Source organism: Pseudomonas cerasi (assembly GCF_027983475.1).
Classification (GTDB): Bacteria; Pseudomonadota; Gammaproteobacteria; order Pseudomonadales; family Pseudomonadaceae; genus Aquipseudomonas; species Aquipseudomonas cerasi.
This window is the reverse complement of record NZ_JAQJVM010000001.1, coordinates 41,086-59,088: the sequence shown is the minus strand read 5'-3', so window position 1 is coordinate 59,088 and position 18,003 is coordinate 41,086. Positions and strand designations below refer to the sequence as shown.

Here is an 18,003-nt window from a genome sequence, read left to right as displayed (position 1 = left end):
TCAGCGCTGGACGGTGACGCCCAATGAGGCCAGCGCATCCCAGTAGCCCGGGTAGGTCTTGCCGACGCAATCAGGGTCGAGAATGCGGATGCCGGCGATCTTCAGGCCCGCCAGCGCAAAGCACATGGCGATACGATGGTCGGAGTGGGTGTCGATCAAGGCATCGACCGTAGTGCCTGCCAGCGCCGGGTTGGCGTTGACGATCAGATCGTCACCCTCCTCGACCGCCAGGCCGGGTGCGATGGCGCACAGGCCGTGGGACAGTGCCGAGATGCGGTCGCACTCCTTGACCCGCAGGTTGGCGATACCGACAAAGCGCACCGGCTGACGATTGAAGGCGGCCAGTACGGCCAGCGTCGGAATCGCGTCCTGCATCTGCGAGCCGTCGATCACGGCCGGCATGTTCGGGAAGCTGGCGATGATCTGGCTGGCCAGCGCATCGGGTTGCGTGAACGCGTCGCTGGCCACGCCCAGGTCGATAGCGCCTTCGGTCAGGGCCTGCGCAGCCCACAGGTAAGTGGCCGCCGAGGCATCCGGCTCGATGTGGAAATCCGTAGCGCGATAACCGGTAGCCGAGACTTTCCAGGCGGCGTCGCCGATGGCCTGAACCTCGGCACCGAACGCGTGCATGGCCGCTAGCGTGAGGTCGAGGTAACCACGCGCGCCGATCTCGCTGCCTGTCAGTGCAACTTCCACAGGCCCCTTGCCACAGGCACCGGCCATCAGCAATGCCGACACGTACTGGCTGGACAGGTTGCCGTCGATTTCGATACGACCGGCCTCAAGACCGCCCTTGCCCTTGATCGCCACCGGCGGGCAACCGCTGGGTGCGCTGACTTCCACGCCCATGCGCTGCAAGGCATCGACCAGCGGCCCGATAGGACGCTTGCGCATGTATTCGTCGCCATCCACCACGAAGTCGCCTTCGAAGTTGGCCAGTGCCGCGGTCAGAAAGCGTGTCGCAGTCCCGGCGTTGCCGAGGAACAGCGCCTGCTGCGGCGCCTGCCAATGCCCGCTGCTGGTGACCACGAAGGTGCTGTCATCCGGCTCGTCGACCTGCACGCCCATCAGACGCAGGGCTTCGGACATCACGCGCGTGTCGTCACTCTTCAGCGCGCCGGTCAGGCGGCTGGTGCCTTTGGCCAGCCCGGCCAGCAACAATGCGCGGTTGGTGATCGACTTGGAGCCCGGCGGGCTGACACGCCCGACCAGCGGGCGCTCGACAGGCAAAACAGTGAGGGTGGCTTGAGGTCGCATGATGTCCCTGAGCGTCAGCGGAAAAATCGCGATCCTAGCACGAGCGGGATCAAGCCCGCAGTGCCGGTTTCATTCATCGCCAAGCCCGGGCGCGGCTCAGCTTTTCGCTGAGCCCGACAGTTGCTGCAGCTTGTTGTTGGCCGCCAGCAACTGATTGCGGTTGGCCGCGACGTCGGTGACGTCATAGATCACCAGACACACATGGCTGATCGCCCCGGTGGTCGAGCGCAGCGGGAACAGGGTGGTGTTCTGATACATGAACTCCTCCTGCCCGGTGATCGGCTGATAATTCTTGAAACGCACCAGATACGGCCGCTGCTCCCAGATGGTGAACGCCGGCGTGCCGAGGGTCACGACGTTATCGATTTTCTTGCTGAACCACTTCGCGTTGACCTCCGGAAAAATCTCGAAAAAGGTCTTGTCGACTGCCACGTAGGGCACCACACCCGAGCGGTTTTCCATGAAGGTATTCCAGACCGTCACGCGGTAGTTCAGGTCCAGCACCACGATGCCTACGTCAATGTTCTGCGTAACGGCCAGCAACCAATGAAGCTCGTTGATTTCAATAGCGTTGCTCATGGGTCAGCTCATCATGTAGGCAAGTTTTTTGGTAAGCAGCTCGACCGAATCTTCGGTGAACAGCATCAGCAGATCGAAATGCAGATTGTGGCCTTCCACGCTGTAACTGATTTCGACCGCCAGGGTCTTTTTCCAGCGCTGTTGATTGATGCGGATAAGCTCGTCGATGCCGCCCTGTGCCCCCAGCAACTGGGGATGGCCCTGCGAAAAGGCAATGTCGATCTGTTCGGCAATGCCGCTCAGGCAGGCGCCGATCAGGATCGTGGACAGATCGAGCAGCATCTCCATGTCGGAACTGTCGGAGTGATCGCCGCCCATCAGTTGCGAGATTCCGGAGATTTCCGAATCATGAAAAATCAGCAGCGCTTCACCAGAGATACCGCCACCGATGTAGCCCTGACACACCGCGGTCAGACGCTGGTCGCTGTGAGCGTCGGCCAGCGCCATGTGCAACTCGCCAACTTCAAGCATGTTGACGTTGGGCACCGGCAGTTGCACGAACACGCCCAGCACCTTGGCCAACAACGCCGCTGCACGGCCCATGGCGACGTTGATGGTTTCGCGGAAGGCATCCTGAAAGCTGATCACCCCGCCCTTGTTGTTGAGGGCCGGCAGTGCAACCGGTGACGCGGCAGGCTTGCCCAGCAGGCCAAGGCGCTCCAGTGTGCTTTTGAGTTCGTCCGGGTCGGCGGGTTTTTTCAAAAACGCCAGCGCGCCCAGCTCCATGACCCGACGAACGGCCTCGTCCTGCACGTCGCCCGACACCACAATCACCTTGGCGTCGAGGTTTTCGGCACGAATCGCCGTCAGCGTCTGGTAACCGTCCATCACCGGCATGGTCAGGTCGAGCAGGACCACCTGGCCCTGACCTTTACGAATCGCTTCCAGGCCTTCCTGCCCCTGGGTGGCCAGCGTGACCGACACATCCCAGTCTTCAGGTAGCGCGCGCAACAGCTGCTTTCGCGCCATGTTCGAGTCATCGCATATCAATAGCGCAAGCGTGGACATCGTGTGGTTCTCACTGCAGGAAAATCAGGCTGACCACGGCGGACAGCACATATTCGTTAGACGGCACCATCGGAAGCGACTGACATCGAGCCTATAACGCGAGATCAGCAACATTCAAACTAAACCTATAGCCTAAGTCGGTGATTTTTGAAGTTTCTGTAGTTTTATTCGCAATTAGTTGCTGCGAATCACTATCACGACGTCTGAAACGTGCCTATTATCAATTGATAGATTCAATTGCAATCACTCGATAGACAGGTGTGCCATGTCTTTGCCCATAAGCGACTACCATCCGGCCCTGCCCCGGCAGGACGATTTCTGGCAACACCTGGGTATCCCCGCACGAGGCGCGCGGCTGTACTCGGCGCTGCATGACGGCTTGCCGTATGAAGTCTTCGAACGTCTGGCGCATTACACCGACCTGAACCGATCGACCCTGGCCGAGCATCTGGGCATCGCGCCGGCAACCTTGCAGCGACGCCTGAAGGTGCGCCGCTTCAACGCCGAAGAAAGCGATCGGCTGTTCCGCCTGGCAGCGGTGTACAAGGCGGCACTGGACCTGTTCGAAAACGACGCCGAAGCGACTCGCCTCTGGCTGGCCAACCCGGTCTACGGGCTGGGCAATCGCAGGCCACTGGAAATGCTCGCGACCTCGGCAGAGGCTCAGGCAGTGCTCGACCTGATCGGCCGCCTGGAACACGGGGTCGTGGCGTGATAGCGGTCTATCGACTGGTCAAGCGCAAATGGCTGGCACAGGCATTCGATGGCGAGGGCGCCAAGCTCTACGGCGGACGCTGGAACAGCAAGGGCAACGCCTGCGTGTACTGCGCGGGCAGCGAGTCACTGGCGCTGCTGGAAGTGCTGGTGCACCTGAACAACGCCACTGTGGCTCAACACTACACGATGCTTGAACTGCAGATTGCCGAGGAGCACGTCCTCAATGCGCGCCCGGACACCCTGCCCCACGACTGGCGTGAAGAACCCGCGCCACCGGCAACCGCCTCGTTCGGCGACGACTGGCTGGCCTCCGCTCAGAGCCTGGCACTGGCAGTGCCCAGCGTGATCATCCCGCGCGAGTCCAACTACCTGCTCAACGTCCAGCACCCAGAGTTCAGGGCGGTAGTGGCAACGGCCAAAGAACTGGAGTTTGTGGTCGATCCGCGTTTGGGGTGAACTGGCTGAACGGTTAGCTCGGTTATGGGGGGCTCTTGCTGTCCCATGGGTTCAAAGCAACGTACGCCGCGACCAATGCATTCAGCACCAGAAGTAACGCCTTAACACTGCGATGGATTACAAAACCGGCAACACTACGTGCGGCCGCTGACCAGTCTTACACCAGCATGCGTTTCAATTGCGTGCCTGAAAGCCTGAACAAAAAAACAACTACCTATACCTATGTACCGCACTTCGTGACTATTAATACTAGCTAATATCAAGGAGATATTATTCGGCGATTTAAACCTTAAGGATAAGCACATGCCGCAAAACGTCATTACTCTTCCACCCACAATCGTAACACCTGGCCAGCCGTTGCCCAGGCCATTAGGCCCGCTATCGGGAGCCGGAGTAATCGCCAGACCGCTGCGATGGGACGGCAGTATTCCTGCAAACCATGAGATGGATGCATTCTTCAGTAAAAGGGGTATAAGAAACGAGCAGTACACGATATCCATTATCGTGACGGCCTCTTCAACACAGCAAAATATCCATCAGTCTTACATAGACTTTTTGCCCCTCCTTCCGGCTGACGTTGACGCGGAAATTTCTGCCGGTGTAGGAGATTACCCCTTCTCTGAGTTAGAAAAGTCTACGATTGAAAAAAACGTGGTGGACAGCCTGATTTCACAGCGCGCTGCTGAGTTAGCCAAAAGCAAAGAAGGCGCTCATGCTTTCTTTGGCAGGCATGCATTGGCGGTAGATATTAAAAAAAACGCTGTGGATTTTTTAAATATCTTTCAAACAAGAAGAGACCTGGGCTCTCCCCTTGACGTTTATAAAAGCTGGGAAGCCTCAGTTACAGCAGCCTACAGAGCAAAAATTCTTGAAGAGAAAATCAGGATTCTCACAGAGAGGTCTGTATCACTGAGCCATACTATTGCTGCAGCGCGGGCCAGGGAGGACGCACGTATCGCGGCAGAAACCGAGTCGACGAGGCTTGCCGTTGAAGCTGCAGAGCACGCTCGACTTGCTGCCGAAACCGCTGAACAAGCCCGAGTTGCAGCGGAGGCTGAAGCCAAGCGAGTAGCGGATGAGCAGGCTCTTCTTGCTGCCGAAGCAGAAGCTCGCCGAGTAGCTGCCGAAGCGGCTGAACAAGCTCGTATGGAGGCAGAGACGCAGGCCCAGCGTGACGCTGACGAGCACGCGCGCGTAACGGCAGAAGCTCAAGCGCTAGAAGCGGGCAAGACGCTCAGGCTCCCGGAAGCTGGTACACCGCAGTTGGGTGCAGTTGCAGGAGTCATTTCCGTTACGGCAGGATCCGGTCTCTTTCTGGACGCTACCATTCAAGCCGCTATCGAAATATTAACGGCTCTCGCAGGCACGGCTGTCAGCTCTACCACAGCCGTAGGCATCGGCACGTTGCTGTACTCCCCTTCGCTTGGCAATGGAGAGTTACCGGAAAGAATGCTGGACCTTCCGGCCAGAGTTCTGATGCCTGATCTGTCCGACGCCTTGAATGACGTGGCGGCAACGGGTGGAACGGTCGATATGCCCTATAGAATTTACGGCGATCAGTCGAAGTATTCAGTCGTGGCAACACAAGCCGAAGGCGGATTTTCTCCCAAGGTGCCTGTGAGGGCTCTGATACTGGACCCAGTGGCCAACGCCTACACCTTTACCACTTCGGACACCCCGCCCATCACCTTGACGTTTCCAATCGCAGCACCTGGAAACAGCTCAACGACGACGGTGGCGCAACCAGTCGAAACTCCGGCGTACGCTGGAATTACACTGGAGCCTATCGAGGTGAAGGCCGAACCTTTACCCGGCACCAGTCAGATGGACATTCGGGATGCCATTTATGTTTACCCGCTAAATTCGGGTCTGCCTCCGGTCTATGTGGTGTTCAACAGCCCCTATGAAGGGGCAACAACCAAAGGAGAGCATAGCGGTCGAATGTACGATCCTGAAAAAGCGGGCGGCCCCACCCAGAACCTCGACTGGACAACCGCCTCAGTCACTCAGGACGGCATTGATCTCGTTAAGCTGCACACAAGCCGATTCGGCTCATCAGATGCAAATACTATAATGATCAATCGTCTGGAAAAAATTTTGCGTGGCGAGTTAGCCGTGACGGATACTGATAAAAGATTTTACACCCACGAGCTCAGGGAATTAGAACGTTACAGGGCACTGGGGGTGGCTGATGGCGTGCAAGGTAACGTATGGAATAACGCTCATACGGCAGCCCTTGAGGATTATAGAATTAACGAAAATCGTGATTTTCTTTACACCGAAGCGGCTCTATCGGCTGGAGACAAACAAGATCATGCAGACGCATTGAGAGGCCAATAAAATGACCAATATCAAAGACATTATCATTAATGAAACCGTGGCAGATGTATTGGCAGTCTTTGCTCTAAATTTGTCCCAACCACGAATAGACAGACTCTACACCGCTTATAAATTTGAGGCTCTCCAGTCCGGTGAGCTCTGGGGCACTTATACCAGACTTTTTCGTGAAGGCATTCTGGCTTTAGATGAAAAAGGTCGCACGGCTAAAGGCCCCCACTGGAAGGAACCCGCTTTCATCGCTGAGAAAAAATATACTGTTGAATAAACACCACCCTGCCTAAAAAGCGCCCGGCTTCGGCCGGGTGTTCTTCCATCTAAAGTTCGATATTCGTAACAGCAGCTCTAACAGGGTATGCCCGACGTTTATTTTACAGGTATATCTAACTTTTCGATCGCCACATAAGGCGTCTGCAGATCCCGTTCGGGGATTTCCCATATGAGCAGTTTGGGCGGCGTCTGGCGGAAGGCCGGGTTGTCGAAGTAGACGTTGGCAGCGCCCGAGAACTCGCCGCCGTCCCTGGCGAAGTTGCCAATCGGGGCGCCGAGTTCGCGCTGTAGAAACCCGACAAAACCCGAATTACGCGAGAACGACGTGCCGATCAGCGCGACGTTGGGCAGGTTACTGTCGCCGAACAGGTCGTCCAGGTTGTCGCTGCCAGTCGCTGATTCGCTGGCAAGCTCGGTGATCTGCGTGGCGGCTACGCTTTGCGGCGCAGGTTGTAATGACGACGGCAACCAGTCGAGTCCGGCGAGGCGCACCAGATCGCCGGGGCGTTCGGCAATGGGTAACGTCTGAATCTGGAATTGACGCTGCGGAGTGGCCTGAATGCCGGCTTTTTGCACTTGCAAGCCGATGGCTCTGGCGGCGCTGTTGGCGCCACTCTCGCTCCAGTGCGTATCAGTACGCAGGTAAGCTGTTTCGCCCAGCGGTTGAAGGGTTGCGGTCAGGTCCAGAGCATCGACGCCAGCCGCTTGCAAATCATGCGTCCATTGCTCGACACGCGCCTGCAATACGTCAGGCCGGTAGAGACCGCACAATCGGGTTGCGGCAATGCGGCTTTTGTCCGGCACCACGGCGACCAACAATTCGATACCGCGTTTTTTGAGGCTGCGCTGCACAGCGATCACCGCCTGGACTTTGCGCTGCGCATTGGCCTGCGCGTCGCGGTTGAGCCTGAACTCATCGGTCAGGAACAACCAACCCGGACACCCCTGGCGCACACGCGGGCCGGTGTCGTGGAGCAGCAGCCAGCTCGCACCGCGCTCGATATTGGCCGCATGCTGGCTCAGAAAGCTCCCGGACAGTTGTTTCGCCAGTTGGTGAGTCACTTCGCCGTGCAGCGCTGCGTCGAGGGTCAGCGGCCTGGGTAGCAGCTCGACCTTGCCGCTGACCAGCAACATGCCCGAGGCCAGCAAGCCAACGCCGAGGAACAGCGCCAGGGTAATGCCCGCCACACCACAGGTGCGCACGGCCAGTTCACTGGGTGGAGGCGGTACAGGAGACGGAGTAGTCATGGGCACCGGCCTCAGAACTGGAAGTACAGAAACGGAACCGTTTCGCGGCTGGCAATCAGCGCGAACGACAGCAGAAATCCGGCCACCGGCCACAGCGCGGTGCCATAGACGAATAGCGTCCGGTTGCCGAAACGCTGCTCACAGCGAGCCTGCAGCAACGGCGCGAGCACGCAGGCCACGCCCAACAAGGCGGCCATGCCGTGTGCCGGGCGCAGGGTCACGGCCAGCGCATCGCCCAGGCCCAGGCCGTGCAGGCCGAACTGCCCGGCATACATGTTCATCGCGGTGGCAAAGTCCGGGGCGCGAAACAGCGTCCACGCCAGGCATACAAACAGCAACGTCAGCAGGTGCGCCAGCGGCCTTGGAACAGCAGGCAGATTCGAGCGCGACCAGGCGCGATCGACGCACAACGCCACGCCATGCGCCGCGCCCCAGAGCAGGTAATTCCAGCTGTCACCGCCGTGCCACAGACCGGCGATAGCCATGGTCAGGAACAGGTTGCGGTAGGTGTTCCAGACGCCGTGCCGATTACCGCCCAGCGCGATGTACAGGTAGTCGCGCAGCCAACTGGACAGCGACAGGTGCCAGCGTCGCCAGAAGTCCTGAATACTGCGGGCCAGATAAGGCCGGTTGAAGTTTTCCGGAAAGTGAAAGCCGAGCATCAGTCCCAGGCCGATGGCCATGGCGCTGTAACCGGCGAAATCGAAGAACAGTTGCAGCGAGTACGCCAGGCAGCCAAGCCACGCATCGATCAGCGACGGGGCCGGCAGGTGAAAGGCCACATCGACCAGCGGCGACAGGGTATCGGCCACCAGCACCTTCATGCTCATGCCGATCATGAAGCGCCGCGCGCCCAGGGCGAAGTTCTGCCGGGTGAAGTAACGCTGCACCAGTTCACGGCGCACCCAGTCGTAGCGAATGATCGGCCCCGCAATGGAATGGCCGAACATCGAAATGTAGGTCGCGTAATTGATGAAGCTGCGCTCGACCAGCACGGTCTGCCGGTGTACGTCCACCAGATAGGAAATCGCCTGCAGGACGATGAACGACAGCCCGGCCGGCAGCGCCACCCGCTGCCAATCGAGCGGCATCGCGCCATACCAGGTGATCAGCGCATTCCAGGTGCCGACGACGATGTTGGCGTACTTGTACCAACACAACACGGCGGTGTTGAACACGATCAATGCCACCAACAGCCGCACTCGCCCTTTCGAGCCTTGCCGCGCCCGGTCGATCAGCAGACCGCCGATCCAGGCCACCACGGTCAGCAGCATGTGCAGCGCCAGAAACAACGGGCTCAGCCAGCCGTAGAACAACCAGCTGCCGATCAACAGCACGACATTGCGCCACGCCGCAGGGCTCGCCGTGTAGGCCAGCAGAAAAGCGGGCAGGAACACCATCAGAAACTCGAGCGAGGCAAATACCATGACGACGAAAGAGCCTGATCAGTTGGACAATGTGTCCGTGGCCGACAACAGACGCGGGCCTGTGGCGGACGGCACCAGCAGCACGCTGTAGCGCTCGCCGGCCCTGAGCTCGCCCAGGTCCAGCGGCGCGCCGACAGTGGCGTTGGCGCAGACCAGTTGCACGGAAAGGCTGACCGGGTTGATCGAACGGCGTTGCAGGGTGCCCGTGGCAACCGACTTGAACAGGTCGGCGCTGCGACCGGCAGGACGCAGGCTCGCCTCACTGCACCCGGCATCCAGGCTGAAGAACGCCAGCGAGGCTTTCAAACCGTTGAAGTCATCGGGCTGTTCACGGACAGTCACCGGCTGGAGGCTACCGTCGGACTGTGCGGTGAGTACGACGGTGGCGAACTCGCCGGGCTCGACGCTGACGTCCATCGGCAGTTTTTTGTCGCCGCTGACCAGTGTGCCCTTTATCGAACTGCTGGCCTGCACCGGGAAAAACAGTGAAACCGGTTTTGCGCTGTCCAGTTGCAACGGCGCCTGGCCTTCACGAGCGATCACTTGCAGCGGCGCGGTGGCCGCATTGACGAAGCGAATGAACGCCGAATCCTGCGCAGGGCCGGTGGGATACAGGGCGATGTCGGCCGCCTGCGCTTGCACGCCCAGCAATACGGCAACCGCACTGGCGGCCATCAGGCGCAAGGCGATCATTGCCTGGCTCCTGCTGCGCTGACGCTGCTGACCGGTAGTTTGCCCAGTGCATCACCGATCGCAGTGCCCCAGGATTTGTAACCGGCCACGGTAAAGTGCTGGCCGTCGGTGGTGATCCACTGGCCTGGCTTGGAAAAACTCAGCGAGTCGATATAGGTGCAGGGTGCCACGTTGCTGGCCAGGAACTGCGACATCAACTGGGTCCGTGCGTCGTTCTTCTGGTACATGCCGCCCGCCTTGCCCCACGCCGGGCCGACCCATGCGCATTTGGTGCCGGTGGCGGCAATGGCCTTGGTCAGGCCGGTTACGCTCTGCCACGCCCAGGCTTTGGGAAACGAAGGCTTGTCATACGAAGCCATGGTGTCACCGATCACGATGACCACCAGGTCGGGCTTGTCGGCAGCGATCAGTTCGCCAATCGGCGTAGTCGTCGCGTCACGGCCCTTGATGACGATCTTGCCGTTGCCTTTCTGTTCGGCACCGCAATCGACCTTCTTGCTGATCAGCCAGTCACCGGCACTGGCCCCGCAGGCGCCAATCGAATGCACGATCGCACCCTGACGGGTCAGGTTGTCATGCAGCGGCTCCATCAGGTGGTCGGCCAGACTCATGTGGCTTTCTCCCAGGACCAGAAGGGTCATACCGGCAAGAACGGAAGGCATCGAATTTCTCCAGAAATCAGTTGGAATAAGGTGAACGGTAAGGGCTGACCGGCAGCTCCATGGGGCCAGTCATGTCCTCGAACATGTAGCGCAGGTAAAGCGCTCCGCTGAACTGGCGATAGTCGCGGGCATTGTCCAGGCCCAGGTTGGCGCCCAGAAACAGGCTGGAATCGAGCTTGTATTCCCCCGCCGCGCTCAGGTTGTAGCCCACACCGGTCTTGCTCTGCCCTGAGTAACGCTGGCCGGAAGCGGCCTGCAGAGTGCTATCGTCGGGGAAGAATGCGGCGCCATCCTGCTTGAAGTGCTGCACGCCGACCGAACTCTTGACCTGATAGCTGAAGCGCTCGGTGCGCTGCGCCCACATCACCGGCACGCCGATGGCGTAGAAGTTCTGCGGACTGAAATAGCCACCATGACCGTAAGTGAAGTAACTCTGGTCGTTGGCGTAACTCATGCCCATCAGACTCAGGCCCGCGGTCAGCTTGCTGTCCTCGGCATTGCGCAAGTACCAGTAGACACCACCACCGACTTCGCCACGGGTGTTGGATTTGACGTTGGTGCCGACCAGCTTGTGCCAGGAACCGTAGCCATAGCCGCCAATGGTCTGATCGTCATAGCTGATCTGCCCGCGGCCGCCGTTGGCGGTCACCCCGCCCCAGGACAGACCGCTGCGCTCGTCGGTGGAACCGGCAAACGAAGTCACGCTGTCTGTCACCGGACGCCGTGACACGTTGAGGCCATAACGCAGATCAGGGTTATTGCCCAACGGCCGGTCGACGCTCACGCCGCCTGCGACCGTGCTGTATTTGAAACCCACGGGGGTGGTGCCGATATCAGCCTTGAGGCCCTCTTCGGGGCGTTCGAAGGCGACCGCCAGACCGACGCCCTTGTCGCTCTGCGAACCTGCTGCGCCGGCCGTTCCACCGCCAAAACGAGCGCCCGCATCGGATTTCACACTGCCGGCATTCAGCGACACCGGCGTGACGCGCACGGCCACGCGGTTATCGCCGGCCGGCACGTTGATCTCCAGCGGCGTCTCGACCACAGTGAGCTTGCTCAGGCCGGACTCGCTGTTATTGCTGCGCACGGCGAGGCCCTGACTGACGAAGCCGCTGCGCTGTTCGAGAATACGATTGAGCGCCTGCTGTGCGCTGCTGGCCTGATCGCGGTCGCCAGCAGCCAGAAACGGATTGCCACGCACGCTTTGCGCACGTCCGGCTGACAACGGTTGCTGCGCAGCGCTCTGGCCCGGGTAGGCCGTTTCACGCGAGGCCGGCAAGCTCGTCGCCGCACCGCCGCTGAGCGACACCTGTGCCGGTGCCGGGATGGCAGACGCTGCGGCCAGGCTGCGTGAACCGCCCGCCGCGAACGGATTGGACGACGTCAAACCCGACCCGCCCTGCGTAGCCATCAGACGCTGTTTTTCGCTTTGTTCGATGGCCACAGCCTTGCGCAGCAACTCGGTGGCCTCGCCGGTCTGGCCCATGCTCTGGTAGATGCGCGCGGCCTCGGTGAGGGTCTGCGGGTCGTTGCGCTGCAACGCGCGGAACTGGCTCAAGGCCTTTTCGGCAAAGGCATAATCATGAGCCTTCACGGCCGCGTCAGCAGCCCCCAGGAGTACTTGCGGATCGTTGGGCTTACGCTGCAACAACGGCTTGTAGAGTTCGAAAGCCTTGGCGCTGTCACCGTTGGCGGTGTACATCCGGGCGAAGGCCGACACCGCCTGAATGTCGTCCGGACGCTGGGCCAGGGCCGGGGCCAACGTGTCGTACGCGCCAGCCAGATCGCCGCCCTCACGCAGCAAATCGGCCTGACGAATGCGGTAGCGATACAGCAAGTCATCGAAGCGTTTACGGGTCTGCACGCCCATGGGCTGGCCCTGCACAGTGCGCAGGATCGCATTGACCTGCACGTCATCCTCCGCCGCGAGCAACAAGCTGGCGTATTGCAGCAGCAGATCAGGTGACTGCACAGGTGCCTGAGCGATGGCTGCGCGGGCCATTTCCCGGCCACGCTCCGGCTCGCCGGCGTCGATGTAGGCACTGGCCAGCGTGAGCTGACGCTCCGGGCTGCCGCTGGCGACCGGTTGCAGGCGATCGAGCAGCGCCAGCGCTTCCTGACGCTGACCGCGCCGGGCGATACCGATGGCCAGGTTGATCTGCACGGTCATGTTGACTTCGTCGGCAAGCGCCTTCATGTCCGGGGTGCGCTGGTCGACAGGAATGCGCGCAAAGGTAGCCTGCGCGTCCTGCCACTGGCCCATTTCCACCGACAGCAACGCACTGGTGTAGAGCGCGTCGATATCGTTGGGCCGAGACCTGAGCAACTCGTCGATCAGCACGCGGGCCTTGGGCGCCTCGTCAGTCTTGAGGTACAGACGCGCCAGGTCGAAACGCGTCCAGACACTGTCTGGATCATTTTTTACTGCATCCTTCAGGGCCGCCTGAGCGGCACGCAGATCGCCACGTTGCTCGGCCAGCCGTGCCGTCTGCGTGGCACGCAAGGCCTTGAAGCGACCGCTTTCGCCCAGCGCTGCCTGTTCGGCAGGCGACAGGGTATCGAGCAGGCGCAGCGCTTCATCGGCCTGGCCGCTTTGCGCCAATACGTTGATCAGCCCGCGCACGGCTTGCGGATTGCCGCGCTGGGTCGCCAGCACATGACGATAGCCCGCCTGGGCCGCGTCGAGTTGACCGGCCTGGGCCTGCAAATCGGCCTGAGTCAAACGTACATCGATGCTGCTGGGGTTCTGCCGCTGCACCTGAGCCAGCAACTCTTGAGCCTTGCCGGTCTGCCCCTTGGCCTGCAGGTCGCGGGCCTGTTGCAAGGATGTCCAGAGCTGAACACTCTCGAGGGCGCTTTTCCAGCGTGTGCCACCAGGCTGGCGAGTCGCGCGGGTCAGCAACTGCTCCGCTTCGGCCAGTCGATTCTGTTGCTGGCGGACCACGCCCAGCCCACCCAGCGCATCGGCATCGTCGGCCTTGATTTTCAGGCGCGCGGCAAATGCTTGTTCAGCAGCGGCATGATCATTTTGCTCCAGCGCCTTCAGCCCACGCGCCACCAGCGGATCCTGCTGCCAGCCTGAGGCGCCGCCACCGGCGTGCTGCTGACGTCCCTTGTTGAGTTGATCACGAATGTCCTGATCATCGGGATGGACCTTGAGGAACGCCTCGAACAGCGGCACTTGCGCCGCCGTAGGCGGACCGATCCAGACCAGCGCCATGCGCCAGCTCTGATCGGCGTCCCCGGCGATGTCCGGGTGCGTACTCAGGCGCGCCAGCGCAGCGATCCCTTCGGCCCGGGTGTCTTCGCGGCGGGCCAGATGCTTGGCGAAAAACAACGCCAGAATCGAGTCGTCCGGATTCTGCCGGATCAGGCGTTCGAAGCCTTTGCGCGCTTCAGGCCAGTCCGCGCTGTTGAACCCCAGGTTGGTGTAGTACTCGCGCCCGATCGTGCCCTCGGGCAAACGGCCGTTGAACAATTGGCGAAAGACCCCGGTCGCCTTGTCGCGCTCACCGGCATCGGCGAGGCGTCGGGCCTCATCCAGCAAGGCCTGATTCTGCGGCTGAGCGAGGGCGATGTCCTGCTCCAGTTGCACCGACTGCCACGGCACTGGCGACAGGGCCTGCAGACGAGCCAGGTAAGTCTGCGCCTGCTGCGGCTTGTTCTGTTTGACGCCGATCAGCCCCATGCCATACAACGCGTCGATCTGATTGGGGTCGATCTGCAGCACCTTCTGCCAGACCTCGGCAGCCCGCACCGAGTTCGAGCGAGCCTGCCAGTACTGGCCCTGCTCGATCAACTGCGCCTCGGCGGTGGCGGCCTGAGCCTGAGAAACGCTGGCTGCGATCGCGGCAACCAACCCGATGACTAACGTGTGGCGGCGCGCGGGCATGACGTCTCCCAGGATAATTTGAGGGTTCCGTCTTCACGGAACTGATAGCGTTTTTCGACCCAGCCCAAGGCAAACAGGCTGAGCATGAGGTTGTAATAGGCCGGTTCAGTGCGGTCTTTCGGGTCACGGGCCAGCGCCTGGCTGACCCCGGCTTCGACCCTGCGCTGTTGCTGCTCGGCCAGCCAGGTCTGACCCTTGGCGTGGAAGTACGGCAATAGCGCCGCCGAATAACCGAAAGGCCCCTGCCCCTCGCGTGCACCGCTGACCACCTGGACCTTTTCCGGCGGCGTACCACTCGAGGCAGTGCTGCTCGACATCCCGTCGAGACGGGCCAGCAGGCGTGCTGCCAACGGATCGGACGCAGGTGTCATGCCCGCCCAGAGGTAAACGCGAATCGCGTCATAGCTGCCCAGTTCGCCTGTGCTCGGATCGACCACGAACAGACCGCTTTTCGGGGAGGTCCCGCGGTAGCCAACCCAATCGGCGATAAAGCCCTTGGGGCTCGATGCGTCGATCAGCTTCGCGGTGTTGTCGGCAATTTCCTTCCATGGGCCGCCGGGTGCTTCTTTCGCCAGGCGCCGTAGCAGCGGAATGGGCAGGTAGCTGGCGTTCAAGCGCCATAGATGGTCGGGCTGCGCGAAACCTTCGGGGCCGGGCAGGAGCATTTTGCCGAGCCCCGGCAGATTGACCACCAGCCGCGACTCCACGTTCTTGAGCAAGGCCAGCGCATCGTCTCGATAGGTCGGGTGCTGCCAGACGCGCGCCGCTTCGAGCAGCGCGTAGACGATCCACAGGTCGGCATCGGACGCGGAGTTGGCGTCTTGAAGCGTCCAGTTGCCATCCTCGCCCTGCCCCCACAACCAGCCCGGCAGACGCGTTTTGACATCAGCCCCCATCATGTTCGCGGCGGTCCACGTCCACAGCGCGTCGAAGCGCGCGCGGTCATTGGCCATCAGCGCAAAGAGCATGCCGTAGGACTGACCTTCGGAGGTGCTGTGGTTGACCTTCAGGCTCGACTCCAGCATTCGGCCGTCGGCCTGCACATAGCGCGTGGCATAGTCCTGCCAGAACGGCCAGGCCACAGCATCGCACGCGCTGTTCGCCAGCACCGGCGTCAGGGTCGCCGACGCCAGCAGGCCGACCAGCCAGCCCGAGGCGCGGCGCAGTTTCAGTGCACGGAGCGGCATGGCTTATTCCTGCTCCAGACGGCGCTTGGCGAGTGAGCGCAGGGTCAGGTAGGCAACTCCGGTCACCAGCACCACACCCACGGCAACCACCAGCAGCAGCCACAGCACGTTGCGCGACATCAGCCACTGCACGTATTTGATCGGCCCAAGGTCACCAACGTAGTACTTCTGCTCGGCAACCAGCGCCTCGACCGAATCGCCGCGTACCACTACCAGGCTGCCCTGTACCTTGTCGCTGCTGCTCAGCGCACGGGCAACGTCGCTCATGCCGCCGGGCTGACCGCTGGAGATCAACACGACACTGCGCCCCTTGTGCAGCGGCGATTCGAAACCGGTCAGGAAGGTGCTGCGCGCGTCACTGGAAAACGCCATGGCCACCCGCGCCCGACGCTGGTTTTCATCCGGGTCCGGGCTCATCCAGTCGCGCAGACGGAAGGCCAGATCGGAAAGCTCGAAGCCCTGTTGCTGAGCATTGCCGGAAATCGGCAAACGGTCGGCCCACTGTTTGAGCAACGGCTGATCGCTGCCCGAGGACATGACCAGAATGTCCTTGTCGGCGGCACTGGCGATCTGTGCAGCGTGAATAACCGACACACCGGTCGCCGGGTAACCGGTCGATTCGCCGAAACGGCCCAATACGCTCAAGTAAGCGCTGACATCTTCAGTACTCGGCTGATCGGCCAGCACCACAGCGGTCTGCGACAGGTCCGCCAGGCGTGTGAACGGAAACCCGGAATCCTTGAACACACCCAGGTTCGGCATGGCCATGAAGTGGTCGTAACCGCTGAAATCCAGCGTCGATTCCGGATCGATGCTGCCGCGCATGTTATCGATGATGATGTCGCCACATTCGCCCTGCTTGAGGTAATCGAACATGTAGCGCAGTTGCAGGCGCGATTGCAGGGCCACGGAGTTGAGCGGCAGGTACACATGCGCTTCACGGCTGATCGTGTCATCGCCGCCCGTCAGTCGCGAGACGATCGAGTTGTTCAGGTTCTCGATCGACGGCAGCGGCTCGGCCTTGATCAGCGTGTCGTTGAGGCTGACCATGATCGACGAATTGTTCGAGCGTTCCTGCGGTGTGTAGCGGTATTTGAGGTTCAACGGCACGCCGTCTTCACGCCAGCTGAACAGGTCTGGCGGCAGGTTCAACGGCACGGTGATGTCACCCGGATCGTAACCGGAGACGTTGAGTTTGTTGGCAGGCATCAGCTCGCCCAGTTTGATCGGCCGATCACTGGGCAGCCAGTTCGGCGCGTCATACGGTTTGCGCGGCGCGAGCAGGTCGACACGCTCGATCAATGCGCTGCTGCCGACCAGACTCTGACCGCCGACCACCAGCGCATTGACCGCCCGCTTGAGTTCCGCCGAATCACGCCCGGTGATCACCAACAGCTTGCTGTTCGGGTCGTTGGGATGGGTCACCATCGTCAGGGTCGGGCCTTTCGGCGCAGGCATCGTCAGCGCGCCGAGCTGCAATGGACCATCGCCCTTGAGCAATACCAGCGCATTGCCCTTGGCCGGCAGCTCATTGAAGTGCGCCGGGAAGCTGGCCATGCGCGAGCGGGTCTTGGCCGCGCCAATCCATGAAGCCAGCGCGCCTGCAGCTTCGAGCGTCGCGTTATCGGGTGCCGCGCCCATCACCACGGGCAGATTCACGTCACGGTCATCGCGGCGGTCGAAGAACGGCAGCGGCAGAATCGCCAGGTTGTTGGGCAGCGCGAATGGCGTGACACGGATGTCCAGACGCGTGTCATTGTTGATCCGTGCCCAGAGGCTGGAATGCTTCGGGTCTTCGCAGCTCATCGTGTAATGGCCGATGAACTGCAGGCTCAGGCGGTTGAACTCGGTGATCATCTGCGGCGGAATCTCGATCACCTGCGTCTGCGGCTTGCCGGCACCTTCCTTGGGCAACGGAAGGGTCGCGGCCACTTCATCGTTGATCATGACGTTGATCTGCGACAGGTCCGCCAGCAACGCCGGCGAATAGCTGTAGCTCAGCGACAGGCTTGCGCCGGTCACCACCTGATCGGCACGCACATTGAAGTTGACGCTGTCGGTGGCTTCCACACCGCGCAGGTTCATCGGGTAATTGCGCCCCAGTTGTTGCAGCGTCACGCTGTAACCCTCGTTGGCACCCGTCGTTTCAGCAGCGCTTGCCCACATCCCGGTGGAGAGCACGGACAACGCACAAGCCAACAGGGCCCATGAGCGGCGAACGGCGAAGCGTTCGGCACCGAGAAAATACCGTTTAGTCATGACTACTCAAT

At 61.0% G+C, this 18,003-nt stretch carries 14 protein-coding genes; 4 read left to right on the top strand and 10 right to left on the bottom strand.

Annotated features, from left to right (window positions below; all coding sequences use genetic code 11):
- The 3 genes from PI739_RS00240 to PI739_RS00230 all read right to left on the bottom strand — a co-directional run bounded on the left by PI739_RS00240 (position 1) and on the right by PI739_RS00230 (position 2,844).
- The gene (locus tag PI739_RS00240; protein ID WP_054080624.1) at positions 1 to 1,257 is read right to left on the bottom strand and encodes a 3-phosphoshikimate 1-carboxyvinyltransferase; all 1,257 of its coding nucleotides are present in this window, start codon (positions 1,255 to 1,257) and stop codon (positions 1 to 3) included.
- A 96-nt stretch (positions 1,258 to 1,353) separates the two neighbouring features.
- Positions 1,354 to 1,836, bottom strand: a complete 483-nt coding sequence (locus tag PI739_RS00235) for a PAS domain-containing protein (protein ID WP_003365711.1) — start codon at positions 1,834 to 1,836, stop codon at positions 1,354 to 1,356.
- A 3-nt stretch (positions 1,837 to 1,839) separates the two neighbouring features.
- Complete coding sequence (locus PI739_RS00230; RefSeq protein ID WP_003433765.1) at positions 1,840 to 2,844, bottom strand: response regulator; 1,005 nt, start codon at positions 2,842 to 2,844, stop codon at positions 1,840 to 1,842.
- 265 nt (positions 2,845 to 3,109) lie between these two features.
- Between PI739_RS00230 and PI739_RS00225 the strand changes: the two genes are divergently transcribed.
- The 4 genes from PI739_RS00225 to PI739_RS00210 all read left to right on the top strand — a co-directional run bounded on the left by PI739_RS00225 (position 3,110) and on the right by PI739_RS00210 (position 6,622).
- Positions 3,110 to 3,559, top strand: coding sequence for a DUF2384 domain-containing protein (locus PI739_RS00225; protein WP_003408523.1), 450 nt, complete (start codon positions 3,110 to 3,112; stop codon positions 3,557 to 3,559).
- Positions 3,556 to 4,017: an RES family NAD+ phosphorylase gene (locus tag PI739_RS00220; RefSeq protein ID WP_054080623.1), complete on the top strand. Its 462-nt coding sequence runs from the start codon at positions 3,556 to 3,558 to the stop codon at positions 4,015 to 4,017. Before PI739_RS00225 ends, PI739_RS00220 begins: the two co-directional genes overlap by 4 nt.
- A gap of 303 nt (positions 4,018 to 4,320) precedes the next feature.
- Positions 4,321 to 6,357: an S-type pyocin domain-containing protein gene (locus PI739_RS00215; RefSeq protein ID WP_054080622.1), complete on the top strand. Its 2,037-nt coding sequence runs from the start codon at positions 4,321 to 4,323 to the stop codon at positions 6,355 to 6,357.
- 1 nt (position 6,358) lies between these two features.
- Positions 6,359 to 6,622, top strand: a complete 264-nt coding sequence (locus PI739_RS00210; RefSeq protein WP_003433769.1) for a hypothetical protein — start codon at positions 6,359 to 6,361, stop codon at positions 6,620 to 6,622.
- A gap of 98 nt (positions 6,623 to 6,720) precedes the next feature.
- On the opposite strand, the gene PI739_RS00205 is transcribed toward PI739_RS00210, so the two are convergent.
- The 7 genes from PI739_RS00205 to bcsB are packed head-to-tail and all read right to left on the bottom strand — an operon-like array spanning position 6,721 to position 17,992.
- Positions 6,721 to 7,872, bottom strand: a complete 1,152-nt coding sequence (locus tag PI739_RS00205; protein WP_054080621.1) for an alginate O-acetyltransferase AlgX-related protein — start codon at positions 7,870 to 7,872, stop codon at positions 6,721 to 6,723.
- An 11-nt stretch (positions 7,873 to 7,883) separates the two neighbouring features.
- Positions 7,884 to 9,299, bottom strand: a complete 1,416-nt coding sequence (locus tag PI739_RS00200; protein ID WP_054080620.1) for an MBOAT family O-acyltransferase — start codon at positions 9,297 to 9,299, stop codon at positions 7,884 to 7,886.
- Positions 9,300 to 9,317: 18 nt separating this feature from the next.
- On the bottom strand, positions 9,318 to 9,992 hold the full coding sequence (locus tag PI739_RS00195; protein WP_054080619.1) for an alginate O-acetyltransferase AlgF: 675 nt from the start codon (positions 9,990 to 9,992) through the stop codon (positions 9,318 to 9,320).
- On the bottom strand, positions 9,989 to 10,654 hold the full coding sequence (locus PI739_RS00190) for an SGNH/GDSL hydrolase family protein (protein ID WP_003433776.1): 666 nt from the start codon (positions 10,652 to 10,654) through the stop codon (positions 9,989 to 9,991). Before PI739_RS00190 ends, PI739_RS00195 begins: the two co-directional genes overlap by 4 nt.
- A 16-nt stretch (positions 10,655 to 10,670) precedes the next feature.
- Positions 10,671 to 14,546, bottom strand: coding sequence for a cellulose biosynthesis protein BcsC (locus tag PI739_RS00185; protein ID WP_054080618.1), 3,876 nt, complete (start codon positions 14,544 to 14,546; stop codon positions 10,671 to 10,673).
- Positions 14,522 to 15,733 (bottom strand): cellulose synthase complex periplasmic endoglucanase BcsZ, encoded by a 1,212-nt coding sequence (gene bcsZ / locus PI739_RS00180; protein ID WP_054080617.1) that lies wholly within the window; start codon positions 15,731 to 15,733, stop codon positions 14,522 to 14,524. The genes PI739_RS00185 and bcsZ overlap by 25 nt, the downstream gene beginning before the upstream one ends.
- A 3-nt stretch (positions 15,734 to 15,736) precedes the next feature.
- Positions 15,737 to 17,992, bottom strand: a complete 2,256-nt coding sequence (bcsB, locus tag PI739_RS00175) for a cellulose biosynthesis cyclic di-GMP-binding regulatory protein BcsB (RefSeq protein ID WP_054080616.1) — start codon at positions 17,990 to 17,992, stop codon at positions 15,737 to 15,739.
- Positions 17,993 to 18,003 lie beyond the last annotated feature (11 nt).